The 12,405-nt window shown below is 67.4% G+C and carries 12 protein-coding genes and 1 pseudogene; 6 read left to right on the top strand and 7 right to left on the bottom strand.

The genetic code is table 11. The features are described from left to right. Positions 1-244: pseudogene (locus tag HR086_RS21880) on the bottom strand (hypothetical protein); the annotation flags it as partial. A 144-nt stretch (positions 245-388) separates the two neighbouring features. On the opposite strand from HR086_RS21880, the gene HR086_RS21875 reads away from it, so the two are divergent. From HR086_RS21875 to HR086_RS21865, 3 genes are all read left to right on the top strand, one after another. Further along, complete coding sequence (locus tag HR086_RS21875) at positions 389-595, top strand: hypothetical protein (protein ID WP_141649336.1); 207 nt, start codon at positions 389-391, stop codon at positions 593-595. Positions 596-718: 123 nt separating this feature from the next. Beyond that, positions 719-1,363, top strand: coding sequence for a DUF4349 domain-containing protein (locus HR086_RS21870; protein ID WP_174466564.1), 645 nt, complete (start codon positions 719-721; stop codon positions 1,361-1,363). A 299-nt stretch (positions 1,364-1,662) separates the two neighbouring features. Next, positions 1,663-2,967 carry an acetyl-CoA carboxylase biotin carboxylase subunit family protein gene (locus tag HR086_RS21865; RefSeq protein WP_174466563.1) on the top strand — a complete coding sequence of 435 codons (1,305 nt, stop codon included), beginning with the start codon at positions 1,663-1,665 and terminating at the stop codon, positions 2,965-2,967. 187 nt (positions 2,968-3,154) lie between these two features. On the opposite strand, the gene HR086_RS21860 is transcribed toward HR086_RS21865, so the two are convergent. Continuing rightward, on the bottom strand, positions 3,155-3,499 hold the full coding sequence (locus HR086_RS21860; protein WP_141649333.1) for a hypothetical protein: 345 nt from the start codon (positions 3,497-3,499) through the stop codon (positions 3,155-3,157). A 38-nt stretch (positions 3,500-3,537) separates the two neighbouring features. Continuing rightward, positions 3,538-3,816: a hypothetical protein gene (locus tag HR086_RS21855; RefSeq protein ID WP_217441899.1), complete on the bottom strand. Its 279-nt coding sequence runs from the start codon at positions 3,814-3,816 to the stop codon at positions 3,538-3,540. A 383-nt stretch (positions 3,817-4,199) separates the two neighbouring features. Between HR086_RS21855 and HR086_RS21850 the strand changes: the two genes are divergently transcribed. Then, positions 4,200-6,968, top strand: coding sequence for an Ig-like domain-containing protein (locus HR086_RS21850; RefSeq protein ID WP_174466562.1), 2,769 nt, complete (start codon positions 4,200-4,202; stop codon positions 6,966-6,968). Positions 6,969-7,024: 56 nt separating this feature from the next. Here the strand turns inward: HR086_RS21850 and HR086_RS21845 are convergent, their stop codons facing one another. Further along, positions 7,025-7,171, bottom strand: coding sequence for a hypothetical protein (locus HR086_RS21845; protein ID WP_174466561.1), 147 nt, complete (start codon positions 7,169-7,171; stop codon positions 7,025-7,027). 77 nt (positions 7,172-7,248) lie between these two features. Then, positions 7,249-8,391 carry a hypothetical protein gene (locus tag HR086_RS21840; RefSeq protein ID WP_174466560.1) on the bottom strand — a complete coding sequence of 381 codons (1,143 nt, stop codon included), beginning with the start codon at positions 8,389-8,391 and terminating at the stop codon, positions 7,249-7,251. 272 nt (positions 8,392-8,663) lie between these two features. Between HR086_RS21840 and HR086_RS21835 the strand changes: the two genes are divergently transcribed. Both HR086_RS21835 and HR086_RS21830 read left to right on the top strand, forming a co-directional pair. Beyond that, positions 8,664-9,422, top strand: coding sequence for a tetratricopeptide repeat protein (locus tag HR086_RS21835; RefSeq protein WP_174466559.1), 759 nt, complete (start codon positions 8,664-8,666; stop codon positions 9,420-9,422). Between the two features lie 322 nt (positions 9,423-9,744). Further along, positions 9,745-10,707 carry a hypothetical protein gene (locus HR086_RS21830; RefSeq protein ID WP_174466558.1) on the top strand — a complete coding sequence of 321 codons (963 nt, stop codon included), beginning with the start codon at positions 9,745-9,747 and terminating at the stop codon, positions 10,705-10,707. 139 nt (positions 10,708-10,846) lie between these two features. Here HR086_RS21830 and HR086_RS21825 read toward each other — a convergent pair whose 3' ends face one another. Further along, positions 10,847-11,776: an FkbM family methyltransferase gene (locus HR086_RS21825; RefSeq protein WP_174456828.1), complete on the bottom strand. Its 930-nt coding sequence runs from the start codon at positions 11,774-11,776 to the stop codon at positions 10,847-10,849. Positions 11,777-11,969: 193 nt separating this feature from the next. Further along, positions 11,970-12,392, bottom strand: coding sequence for a DUF2804 family protein (locus HR086_RS21820; protein WP_174466557.1), 423 nt, complete (start codon positions 12,390-12,392; stop codon positions 11,970-11,972). Positions 12,393-12,405 lie beyond the last annotated feature (13 nt).

The following is a 12,405-nucleotide window of genomic DNA, read 5'->3' as shown; positions in this document are numbered from 1 at the left end:
ACCCCACCCCACCCTCGAGCAGGAAGACGAAGGCGTCCTTGCGGTCCTGGAAGAAGGCCCACTCCCACTGCACCTTCAGGCGCGTGGTGAGGAGCTCCTCGCGCAGAGAGGCGCCCACGAGGACACCTCGGGGCAACCAGGCGGGTGTGGGCGAGGTGTGCACGCGGCGCGGACGTGACTGGGCTTGGGCGGTGGAAACCAGACCCAGCGTAAAAACCAGCAAAACGAAGAGCTTGCGGTCCATAGGAACCATCTTCCCGCCACGGAGCGGAGCGCTTGTCAACGAAGTGTTGGGTTGGCTATGACGCGTTCGTTACCTGCGGATGGATACGGAGCCGGGCCTTGCCTGGAGCCGCCCACCGTGGGGCACCAAGGAGCGGGACACCGCATGCCAGTCGTGACAGTCCGGGCCAGCAGCAGCAAGCAGGGCTCGGTGAAGTTCGACACCCTGGTCCGCAAGGCCACGGAGAAAGCCTCCGACCTGCTGGGCCAGAGTGATCGAGTGCTCGTCGTCTACGAGAAGGGGTGCGCGAGCATCTACTACGAGGGTGACGGCGTGCAGCCGCTCCCCGCCCCCGCCTCCCGCGTTTCCTGAAGTCGTGGTTCCCTCCGTCGGTGCCCTCCAGGAGGGGGCGCTGACGCGTGAGGATGGAACGCGAATAATCGCAGGTGTGTCCTGGAGGAAGTCCGCGACTGTCCTCTCTCTCCAAGGAACCCCGTGCGCCCGCTCCTCCTCGTCCCGCTCTTCGCACTCGTCGCGTGCTCCACTTCTCGTGTCCACGAGCGCGCGGACGTCATGGACGGCCTGGCGACGGGCGGCGCCCCGGGAGCGGCCGAGCAGAACCGGTCCATCATCCACCGCGCCACGGTGCAGTTGGAGCGCGACGAGCCGGAGCAAGGGCCCGCGCAAGCCATCGCGTTGGCGAAGTCCCATGGGGGCTATGCCCAGCAGGCGATGACCCAGGCCGTCGTGGTGCGCATCCCCGCCGAGCGATTCGAAGGTTTCCTGGCCGCGGTGCCCGCCCTGGGCACGGTGGCGAACAAGAGCGTCTCGGCCGACGACGTGACGGACACGCACCGTGACCTCAAGGTGCGCCTGGACAACGTGACGCGGATTCGCGAGCGCTACCTGGAGCTGCTCCAGCGTGCTGTCACCGTCGAGGACACGCTCAAGGTGGAGAAGGAGCTGGAGCGAATCACGCTCGAATACGAGACCCTCAAGTCGCGCCTGGAGGGGCTGGAGGGCAGCATCGCGCTATCCACCGTGTACCTGGACTTCCAGCGACCGGTGCGGCCCGGGCCCGTGGGCTGGGTGTTCTATGGCCTGGGCAAGGGCCTCAAGTGGCTGTTCGTCTGGGACTGACGCGCTGACGCGCGGGGCGCGCTCCACGAGGAGGTGCTGTGGACGACACATGCACCTGCCCTCTTCGACGAGAGCAGGGCCCTCCAGGTCACGCTCTCGCAACGGCGCGGCATGGGCATCGTCCAGGGGCGGACGCTCGGCCCACGGACGCTCGGCGCTGGGATGACCCCGGGAGGGAAAGAAGGATCTGCTGAAGGCCGACCTCGCGAGTGAACCGCGCCCGGATGCCATCAGGGCGAGCCCGGCTTCGATTGGGCCGGCGGTGCTGGCAACCCTCTCGGGGCGATGAGGCACTTCGCATGGCCTTGATGACGACGACTTCCTCGGGCGCCTTCGTCCAACTCGGCGCCACCCGCGATGGACTGGAGCCCTATCTCGACGCGGCTCGCAGGCGCGGACTGCAGACCATCCTCGTGGAGACGCCCGCCTATCTGAGCTGGCGGCAACAACTGGGTCGCCGCCCCTTCGACCTGGAACTTCCGGTGGAGCACCCCTCGCAGCCCGCGGAGGTCCAGCACTTCCTCGAGTCGCTGGGTGTCCCCGTGACGCTGCTGCTCGCGGGCTTCGAGCGGTACGTGGAATGCGCCTTCGCGCTCGCGCCCGTCATGGAGCACGGGCCTCGCCAGCGGTGGCCTCATGGGGCCTTCAATCCCCTGGACAAGTGGGGGCAGCGCGAGGCCCTGGCCCACGCGTGTCCCCGCGTGCTCCAGCCGCGCCACGTCAGCTTCGAGCTGGGCTCACCGGGTGCTTCGGCCATGCTCACAAGGGTGGGCTTTCCCCTGGTGGTGAAGCCCTCGAACGGGAGTGGCGGCCTGGGCGTCTTCCTCGTCGAGGATGCGCGGCAACGCGACCTGGCCCTGGCGGCGCTGGGAGAGCTGTCCAACTACGACGGCGGGCGCTTCGAGCGGGTGTTGCTCGAGGAGTTCATCGAGGGACGCGAGCACTCCATCCAGGGGCTCGCGCATGAGGGGCGGGCGCTGCTCCTCACCACGTGCGAGAAGCTCGTCACGCGCGAGCCAGCGCCAGGCACACCCGAGCTGCGTGGCTTTCGCGAGGCGGGCCACATCGCCACGCATGGAGACCGCGCGGAGCCCGCCCTGCGCGCACTGGCCCAGGCGTGCCTGGATGCCACGGGCTACCGCGAGGGCCCCTTCCATGTGGACCTCCTCCGCAATCAGGGAGGCGCCTTCTTCGTCGAGATGGGCTTCCGCCTCTCCGGAGGGGGACTCTCGGGGCTGGTCGATAGAGCCACCGGAATGAAGTGGGCGGAGCTCGTCTTCGAGACGCACCTGGGAGAGAGAGTCCCCACGCTCCCACCCTTCCGCGAAGGACCTGGCGCCTACGTGGGGCAGGTGACGTGCGCCTCCGAGGACGAGCTTCGTGCCGGGGAGACCTTGCGCGCGAAGGGTGTGACGGTGGAGGTGCAGCGCTTCGCAGCGACTCCGCCGGGGGTCGAGACCGTCGCGAGTCCCCGCAGGGAGGCGCTCGCCGCCGACAAGCTGCGCGACTCGGGTTTCGCGGGGCGCCTCGTGGTCAGCGGCACCACGCTCGAGGAGGTTCGCCACTCCCTGCAGTCCTGCATCTCCGCCCGGCTGGGAGTCTGAACAGGCGCCAGCGCTTCGCTCCACGCGAGTGGGCTCAGATGTCCAGCAAAGCCAACCACCACCCCAAAGACACGCACCACGAGATGACACACAAGGTCGGCGACTCCGCACACCCCCCGAAATGAAGAAGGCCCCAGACTCGAAAGAGAGCCCGGGGCCTCCGAGACATCGAGGACGTCAATCGCGACTACGGATGCGGGTTGCTGCTCCAGCAGGTGGCGTAGGCATCACGCCCGCAGAAGTTGTTCGCGTAGGCATTGCACTGCCCATACGCCACGCTCTGCGTCGCCCACATCCACTCGCTGGAGCTGCGGCAGCGCCACGAACACGTGCGCCCGCCGTCCGCCCAGCCGGCACAGTTCGCGGTCCAGGACGCGCTGACTTCACCCGGAACACGGTCTTTCGACAACACGGCCGTCGAGGGGTCCGGCAGAGCGGCTTCCTCGGCCATCTCCTCGGGAGCTCCGCCGCACGCGGAGAGGCACGCCATGGACACCAACGCCATCATCAGGGGATTCATCAGGTTCTTCATGGGAGGGATTCCTGGGGTGAAGAGGGGTGGGGCCCGACTCAGGGAATGCTCCAGCAGACGCTGTACGGCTCCCTGCCGCAGTCACGCCGCGCCACGTTCTCGCACTGGCCCCACGCGACGTCGTTGTAGCCATACCAGTGACGCCAGTCGTTGGCCGTGCACTTGAACGTGCAGTGACGCGCGCCGCGATCATAACCCTCGCAAACACCCTGCTCCGCCTCGCCCACAGGAATCTCGGTGTCGGCCACTTCCTCCGGCGCGCCACCGCACGCCGCCAACAGGCCTCCGAACGCCAGACTGATAATCAGGGTCTTCATCTTCACGGGTGATTGTCCTTGGGGTGCGTGCCGGCGAAATGACCGACTCCGAGAACATAGCCCGATTAAGCCGTCTTGATCAAACAACGAGACTTAACTGGCTTACCAGCCTGGGCGGGATTCGGCCAGACAAGCCACCGCACGCTCGACTCGAAGGATGAAACAGTGAGCACGCTCCCCTCTGGGGTCCTGGAACTCCCACGTCGTTCTTGACCGCCGGTGCCACATACAGCCGGGCCTCTTCAAGCAGCCAGCAACCCGGCAGGTAGGGGCCGAGGATACCCCACGCAGTCCCATCCAAGGTTCCTCCCCGCCGCGAACGACAGGTTTGCAGGAGAGCCACCTCCTGTTCTATAGCCCCGCTCAACCAAGAGGGGGATTCAATGTCTGTGTTTCTTTGTGTCGGGCGTGCCGCGTCCCTGGTGACGACAGTGCTTGCCCTGGGAGTGTTCGCGGCCTGTGGTGGAGACAAGAGGGCCTTGCCTCCGGCGGCGAGTGCCGACGTCAAGGTCATGCTCGGCCAGGCACTGTCGGCCGACGACGTGGCGCGCATCCGAGTGGAGGTCCAGGGCCCGGGCATCCCCACCGTCTTGGGGATGGACCTCGTCCGCGATGGGAACACGTGGAACGGTACGCTCCACGACATCCCCGCGGGGGCGGACCGCTTCTTCACGGCGAACGCGTACGACGCGGCGTCCACCCTCCTCTACGCGGGCCATGCGGGTCCCATGGCCATCCATGCCGGCCGAGTGGCCGCGGTCTTCATGGTGTTGCAGCAAGCCAATCCCCTCCCGCCCTTCGAGAACGAGGCCCCCATCATCGACTCGCTCGCGGTGTCCTCCAATGAAGTGGAGCCGGGCGCATCCCTCACCCTCTCGGCGGTCGCGCACGACAACAACCCGGGTGACACGCTGACCTATACGTGGAGCGCGCCCGGGGGCACGTTCAGCCCCCCGTCCGCCGCGTCCACCACGTGGACCGCACCCGCCACCGAGGGCGTGCAGCGCATCCAGCTCGAGGTGCGGGACTCCAAGAACGCCACGGCCACCGTCACCGTCGACCTCACCGTGCGGAACGTAGGCCCGACAGGCCGCGCCGCGGTGACAGTGCGCCTCAACACCTGGCCAGAGGTGAGCGCGATGATGGGGGCGCCATCCGTGCTCGCCGTGGGTCGACCGACGCAGTTGGCGGCCTCGGCCTCCGACCCGGATGGAGACACCCTGTTCTTCTACTGGACCTCCACGTGTGAGGGCACCTTCGACTTCGTCAACGCCCCCACCCCGACGTTCACCCTGAGCGCCGCCCCTGTCGAGGGCCGGTGCGGCTTCAGCGTCTTCGCCTCGGACCTCTCTGGCGGCATTCACGACGGCACCCTCACCCTCCAGGTGGGCCCCGGCCCCCAGGTGGACATACAGCGGGTCCCCGTCGTGGACGGCGTCTCCCAGTCCTTCCAGCGTGCGGGCCTCGGCCAGCTCGTGACGTTCGAATTCACCGCGCATGACCCGGAAGGAACGGCGCTGAGCGTCTCCTGGGTGGCCTCGCAAGGCACCCTCGTGGCGACTCGCGGAAGCGGGGGTTCGGCCTCCGCGGACTGGACCGCCCCGGCCTGCTTCGACGCCCCCGCCGAGGTGACCGCCATCATCACCGACGCGAGCGGCGCCGCCACGGAGGTGACGTTCACCGTCCGGCCAGGGTCCAACACCCCTCCTTGCGACGAGACGACGGTCCTCGGTCACAGCTCCACGTTCTATTTCCAGGAGGACGGCTCCACCGTCACGCGTCCCACCGACCTGAGCACGAACTTCATCGTCGCCTGGGTGCCCACGGCGGAGGGGACCTATACGCCGCACTACGGCCTCGGACTGCGGGATGGAACCTTCGTCATCCAGGGTGTGGAGAACACGCCCTACCTGCTGCAAATCGGCACGGCCTACTACTGGACGCACAGCCGTACGCCGGACTTCAGCCAGGCGCTCGCGGGCCGCGCCGACCTGGAGCCGGAGCCCGAGGGCACGCGCTTCAACCTGAACCTGAGCGGGCTCAACCCGTGGGCCTCCGGGGACGAGCTCCAGTTCAGCACGTTCGGAGCGGGCCTCACCTACCTCAGCCTGCGGGATTGTGCCTCACCGGCCCTGGGACCCGTGGTGGGCTCGACGGTCCTCTCCGGCGGCACCGGATACAACACGTCCCTCGATTACTGCGGCAACCGGGTCGGTCGTATCGACCTGGCGCGCGGGGACACGGTGCACGTCGGCCAGTTGGTGTCGCGTGCTCCAGTCGCCGGGGGGCTGAACGTGCTCCGGGAGGTGCGCCGGGGCTTCGAGGTCTCCAGAGGGAGCCCGGGAGGCGTCGTCTCCGGGGGCGGCGCGGTCAGCCTGACGGGGACGCTCTTGCCCCAGGCCACCTCGTCGCGGACGGTGCGGATCAACGCCTCCGAGTTCGAGGCCCTGGCGCTCGCCGCCCATCCCCGCGTCACGCTGCGCAACACCCAGGACCTGACTGTCGGAGCGCTGCCGGGCTTCATGCGCTTCGGCAGCTACGCCAGTTGGTTCGACCTGGCTTTCGGCACCAACCTCGTTCCAGGCCAGCCACTCGTCACCCAGGAGCTGGAGTTCGCCGACCCCTTCCCGGCATCGTGGACCCGGTTCGCCGCAAACATCGCGGCGGGCTCCATGACCTATTCGGTGCCACGAGAGGGCGGTGGCAACACCGTGCCGGCGTCGGTCCGGTTCACCGTCTATACGCATGCGCCGTTCCAGGAAGGCGCGCCCCTGCGCCTCAGCCCCACGGTGGGCCCGCCGCGCGACCTTCGCATCAATGGCCTGGCCGCCACGGAGGATGGGCTCCAGGGCGTGGGCGAGACGCCCCTGGTGACCTGGAGTGCACCGGTCCTGGGCACGCCCACCTCGTACACCGTGCGCTTGTATGGGCTCTACCCGACGAGCACGAATCAGACGGGCCGCATCCAGCGAGCATTCTTCCGCACGACCGAGACGCAGCTCCGTCTTCCGCCGGAGCTCCTCTACCCCGGGGGCCACTACTTCCTCCAGGTGGCCTCCGACGTGCGGACCGGAGGGGCTGTGAGCAGTCCCCGCTTCGACGCGCCGTGGAGCGCCACCGCCCCCGCATTCACGGGCCGCTTCCAGCGCTGAGCCACGTTTGAACGCACCGTGTCCCACGCATCAGGGTGGGGCACGGTGCGTCCTCTTCAAGTGCTCGTCGAAGTGCCTTCTTCGTCGTCTGGCCTGTCGAGGGCGGCGATGAGCTTCTTCGCGATGCGGTCGACGTCGAGGAGGGCGCGCGTGTCGAGCGGTGCGGCCCCCCGCTGCACGAGCTTCGCGTTGGCCGCGTTCACCCGCTTTCACGGCGGGCTGACGGAGGGGACGTTTTCGTGGAGGCGGCGGCCATCGAAGCCGCCGCCCCCGAGGGGCATCAGGCCGTGTGGAAGGCCCTGGCGAAGAGGTTCTCGAGGCGCGACTTCTCGGGCTGAATCGTGCTCGCGGGCGAGGCCACGCTCGTGGCGGTGCCCAGGGCGGGACGCAGGCCCGACGCGATGCCCGGCTTGATGTGGTGACGCAGGTCCACCGCCACGTCGGACTTCAGGTGGGTTCCCACACCCGCCGCGGCATTGACGTCCGCGGCCGTCTTGAAGAAGCCATTCTCCAGCCCCACCTTGCCGCCCGCCTGGGCCGCGGCTCCCGCCACCACGCCGCCCGTGACGGAGCCATGCAGCCGGCCCAGGTGCCCGCCCGCCGTGCCGTACGCACCCGCCGTGGCGGACGCGCCCACCTGGCCCGAGAGCATCGCCGTGGCCGTCCTCGGGTCCAGGCTGGCCACGCCCTCGGCATAGGCGTTGGCGGAGGCCCTGGCGTCGCCCTTCACGTACCCACCCACGTGCCGGTTGAAGTCGTGGCTCGCGCTCGCGCCCACGCCCACGCCCGTCTCCGCCTTCGCCGTCAGCGCCCCCGTGTAGGCGTGCGAGTTCCTGTCCAGCGAATACCCGGCCTGGGCCTGGCCCTTGAAGCTGGTGGCATCGGCGGTGAGCTGGCCGCTCGTCACGCCATACCGGCCCGCGTGCGTCTTCTGCAGCTCGTAGGCGGCGCCAGGCCCATTCACCTCGGCCTGGGCCGACTGGTAGCGCACGCCGTTGCCGCTGTAGTTCGACGTGGAGGCCTGCATCGAGCCCACGTTGCCGCTCAGCTTGCCGCCGCCGTAGGTGTCCTTCTCGAAGGGCCGGCCCGGCCTGTCGACGAGCATGTTCTGCGTTGCGCCCGGGGGCGGCGTGAGCTTGTTGTCACCGCCGCTCACCATGACGTCCGAGGCCTGGCCCGTCGTCTTCTCCCAGGGGCTGTAGGACGGCCCCCCCTCGGGCATGCCCGGGTGCTTCACCGGCTTGGACTCCGGAGCGGTCGGCGTGCTCGCGGCGGGCTTCGTCTGCGAGGGCTTCAGGGTCTGCGAAGAGGGCGCCGAGGCGGGGAGCGTGTTGGCGCGCGCGGGCGGCTTGGGCTTGGACGTCGAGGAGGAAGGGAAGGTCGACGAACGGGAGGGGGACGAACCAAGGCGGCGAGTACGCATGGGATGCTCCTCAAACAGTGCGGTGAGTGGTTCAGTGCGGCAATGTCCTGTCTGATTGCACCCGACATGCCACGCTCAAGTCGCACGACGTGGGCAACGCGCCTCCCTGATTTCAACAGGTTGGAGGGAGGGACTCGGCAGGCCAGGGGCGAGCCCTGATGTCCACGGTCATCAGGGCCCTGACAGCAGTCATCCCCCCGCGAGCAGAGCGGCGGCGGTGAGTCATGGCCATCGGCAGGCTCGACACCCGCGCGGACTAGGATTCACCCTCCATGCGCTTTCGAAGGCCCGCTCTCGCCCTCTCCTCCACCGCGACGCTGCTCTTCGCTGCCTGCGCGCATGACCCGCCGGTCATCGAGTGCGGGCTCCTGGGCAACCACCTCGACCTGTGTGTGGAGGAACTGGCCAGGGGGAACCTGGACAAGGCGGAGGCTCACTGCGACATGGGCCTGGAGTTCAGTCCCCAGCACCCCGAGCTGCGCGCCAACAGGGGCGTCATCGCGTTGATGCGGAATGACACCGCGACGGCGAAGCGGCACCTCCGCCTGGCGATCAAGCTCAACCCAGACCACCCACAGGCGCATTCGAACCTGGGGTTCACCTACTTCAAGGAAGGGGACCCCGAGTCAGCGCGGAAGCGCTTCAGCCAGGCACTGAGCTTGAAGCCAGACCTGCTCGACGCGCGGCATGGACTGGGGCTCGCGCTCATGAAACTCGGCCGGCGGGAGGAGGCCCGGAAGGAGCTCACCACGGTGCGGGACGCCGCCCCTGACAACGCCAACTTCCACCGCACCCTCGGGATGTTGGACTACCAGGAGCAGAACCTGGAAGGCGCGCGCCAGAACCTCGACAAGGCGGCTCAGCTCGCGCCCGAGAATCCTCTCGCCTGGCAGGCGCTGGGCTCGGTGTTGATGGAGCAGCGGCGATTCAGTGAGGCGGAAGCGGCGTTCCACCGCTGCTTGAGATTGCAGGAGGCACCCGCCGAATGCCAGACCGGGCTGGAGCAGGCCCGGCGTGCGGCGGAGCCGTGAGGAGGCTACGGGCGGGTTGAAGCCGTCATACCGCTGACCGGCATCAACGCGCTCCTATCCCGGGTTTCGTATTCCACGGCTTGACACACGATGTATCCAAGGCGCCGGCCTTCGATGACTGGCCATACCGAGTCTTCAGATCCAGCCTGCCATAGAGGTCATCCGCGGGCGCGAGAACACCGCGTGGCCCTGTCACACAAGGTGCGCGATAGTAGTCCCCAAACCGCCTTACGTTTTGCATCTTGAGCGACTGAAAGGCGACCGCTCTCTCCAGATTGAAGCACCGCGCTACATGCAATCGACTTGTTCGATGGTACACTTTGTGCTGCTGGCCCTCACGGCCAGTCAACCACAGACCGAGCCCAACCTCACACTCAGCGACCTCACCATGCTCACCATCCGAGTGCATCTCATTCTTCTCACAGTCCTCTCCCTCATCGTCCCCTCGGTTGCGATGGCCGCAAATGCCGTCGCGGGCACGACGTATCATGGACAAATCATCACTGCCCCACCGGGGACGAGCGTCAGCGATTGGAACATCCTGGTCGTTCCCAGGAACATGGGTTTCACGGAGATCGGCTCCGAGGGCGACAATGCCCTCCTGCGCTTCGAGGTATCGGCTTCTCCTCTCAACAACGTTGAGTGGTCGGTCTGGGCCCGTTTCAAGTATCGTAACAGCAGTGGGAGTGGCACCTGGTATTCCGGCGCCGTCGACTATCTGCTGGTCCGCAAGGCGTTGAGCGCCGCCGGTACGCTCACGCATGGTGAGAACCTTGCCGTGCCATCGGGCACGTCGGTGGCGGACTGGAACATCATCGTCAGTCCCGCGTCGGCCGGCTTCGAAGAGCCCGGCTCCGAGTTCGACAATTCCCTGCTGCGGTTCTCGACGTCCTACACCATCGTCGACAACTTCACCTGGCAGCTCCAAGCCCCCTACAAGTTCCGCCATTCCAACCAGGGCCTGTCGTTCGTAGGCGCAGGCCAGGTGAGCTACCTGCTGGTCTCGCGCGACGCGAGCTTCACTGGCTCCGCCACGCATGGCCAGACCTTCGCCACGCAGGGAAACACCGCCGTGAGCGACTGGTCGGTGCTCGTGCTCCCCACGAGCGTGGGCTTCGAGGAAGTGGGCAGCGAGGGCGATAATGCCCTTCTGCTGTTCGATAGCACCGTTCAGGCCTCGGGCACCTACCAGTGGCAGGCGTTCGGCGCATTCAAGTACCGGTTTCAGAACGGCGAAGGCAGTTGGAATGGAGCAACGCTCAGCTACATCGCCGTCCGCAACTGATTCAATGGGTGGGTTGGCCCTCTCTCCAGGGCCAACCCAGCATCCCCCGGGACTCATTGGTGGACTCGACTGCTCCCTGTACCAGGACCTCCGACACCGGCCTTGGGGCGACGCGAAGCCGCGTCCCAACGGCGACGGTTCACCCCACGCGTCGGGGAGCCCGCGAAGCACCGGCGACCGAGTCCCTTACGAAGATGAGGTCGACGATACCTTCGGCCAGGACCTGCCCGGGTTCGGCCGGTGCCATGTCGCGAGGGCCCTCCCAGTAAGGCTCCACCGAGTGGTTGTCGAGCGTGTACAGCGCGAACCCGGCGTTCATGAACCGCGCCAGGAAGCGCGCGGGATCCCGTCCCTGCAGGTGGAAGAGCTTGGGGTCGAACTCCACCACAAACGCCACTTCGGGATGACAGCGCTCCAGCAGTTCGTCCAGCCCACTCTCCAGACACCCCTCGGCCCCCTCGACATCCACCTTGATGACACGGGCCCTGGCAGCCTCTTCGCGTGTGAGCAGGTCCACCAGCCGGCGCCCGGGCACTTCGCTCTCGGGTGCGCGTCCTCTGCGCTCATCCCTCCACGTCATCGCCGTGCCGGAATTGCCCGCATCGGGAGGGTAGATCTTCACCGTGCAGTCCTCATCCGCCAGGGCCATGTTCACAGCGCGGACGTTGGCGGCGGGGTTCAGGGACAAGTTCCTTTGCAGCAACTCGAAGTTTCGCGGCGAGGCCTCGATGGCCACCACCCCGCCCGTGGCACCGACGCACGCGGCCCCCAACAGCGTGAAGTAGCCCGCGTTCGCACCGACATCCACGAAGACATCTCCCGCGACCAACCGTGACTGCAGCCACGCCGTCAGGCTCGGCTCCCATACGCCCACGGCATAGACAGCGCCATGCACCAGGTCCGCGGTGTTCCCCGCAAACCGAAAGCCCCAGGAGGTGCGCACCACGAAGTCCCGCGGACCATGGATGCGGCGCAGCCCCTTGAGCGCCGTGAGCACGGCGAGCTTCGCCGGCCAGCCTCGTGTGTTCTGGCGCACGTAGCGAACCACCGGCACCACGGCGGATGCCATGCGAGACAGCAAACTCCGCCCAGTTGGAATCCAGCTCATGACGTCCCCCTCGTGAGCGGGGGCAGTCATTTGCCCACGCCATTCATTGCACAATGCCCGACTCTCAGAATGTGCTGCGCGGTAGCCACACCCAGTCCTCTGTGGGCGTCCCATCCTTCCTCGCCATGGCCTGGGGCGCCAGCGCGCTCATGGCCTACAGGGTGGACCGGTGGGGGCCGCGCGTGGACTGACTCTTGGTGACGCCAGGCACATTGGAGAGCTGGAGCGCCTTTCCACCCACGGTCACCGTGCCCTCGAAGAGCCCCATGGGCTGCTCGAACTTGCTGCGGACGAGCGCCTCCTCGCGATTCTCGGCATGGACGTAGACAGGCTGGAAACGCAGGTCCACCGAGCCATCCATTGTCGCCACCTTCCACGGCCGCATCAACTCCATGTCGCGATATTCGAAGCGCACATCAGCCAGCGGGTACAGCCTGGAGACGGCCCACCTCCCCTGCAGACTGGGCAGGTCCACCTCGGCCAGATCCCCCTGGTACGTGCCGAATCGGGGCTCCCCCTCCGGTGTGGCCACCGACGAGGGAACCAGCGGCAGAAGCGCGTCACGCTCAGGCGTCATCCCTCATCATTGG

The organism is Myxococcus sp. CA039A (assembly GCF_013336645.1).
GTDB classification, from domain to species: domain Bacteria; phylum Myxococcota; class Myxococcia; order Myxococcales; family Myxococcaceae; genus Myxococcus; species Myxococcus llanfairpwllgwyngyllgogerychwyrndrobwllllantysiliogogogochensis.
Note: the sequence above shows the minus strand (reverse complement) of the source record. Positions and strands in the feature narration are given on the sequence as shown.

Excerpts from the sequence above, each read along its gene's own strand:
- HR086_RS21875 (WP_141649336.1), top strand. The coding sequence starts at position 389 with ATGCCAGTCGTGACAGTCCGGGCCAGCAGCAGCAAGCAGGGCTCGGTG.
- HR086_RS21865 (WP_174466563.1), top strand. The coding sequence starts at position 1,663 with ATGGCCTTGATGACGACGACTTCCTCGGGCGCCTTCGTCCAACTCGGC.
- HR086_RS21860 (WP_141649333.1), bottom strand. The coding sequence starts at position 3,499 with ATGAAGAACCTGATGAATCCCCTGATGATGGCGTTGGTGTCCATGGCG.
- HR086_RS21855 (WP_217441899.1), bottom strand. The coding sequence starts at position 3,816 with ATGAAGACCCTGATTATCAGTCTGGCGTTCGGAGGCCTGTTGGCGGCG.
- HR086_RS21850 (WP_174466562.1), top strand. The coding sequence starts at position 4,200 with ATGTCTGTGTTTCTTTGTGTCGGGCGTGCCGCGTCCCTGGTGACGACA.
- HR086_RS21840 (WP_174466560.1), bottom strand. The coding sequence starts at position 8,391 with ATGCGTACTCGCCGCCTTGGTTCGTCCCCCTCCCGTTCGTCGACCTTC.
- HR086_RS21835 (WP_174466559.1), top strand. The coding sequence starts at position 8,664 with ATGCGCTTTCGAAGGCCCGCTCTCGCCCTCTCCTCCACCGCGACGCTG.
- HR086_RS21825 (WP_174456828.1), bottom strand. The coding sequence starts at position 11,776 with ATGGCATCCGCCGTGGTGCCGGTGGTTCGCTACGTGCGCCAGAACACA.
- HR086_RS21820 (WP_174466557.1), bottom strand. The coding sequence starts at position 12,392 with ATGACGCCTGAGCGTGACGCGCTTCTGCCGCTGGTTCCCTCGTCGGTG.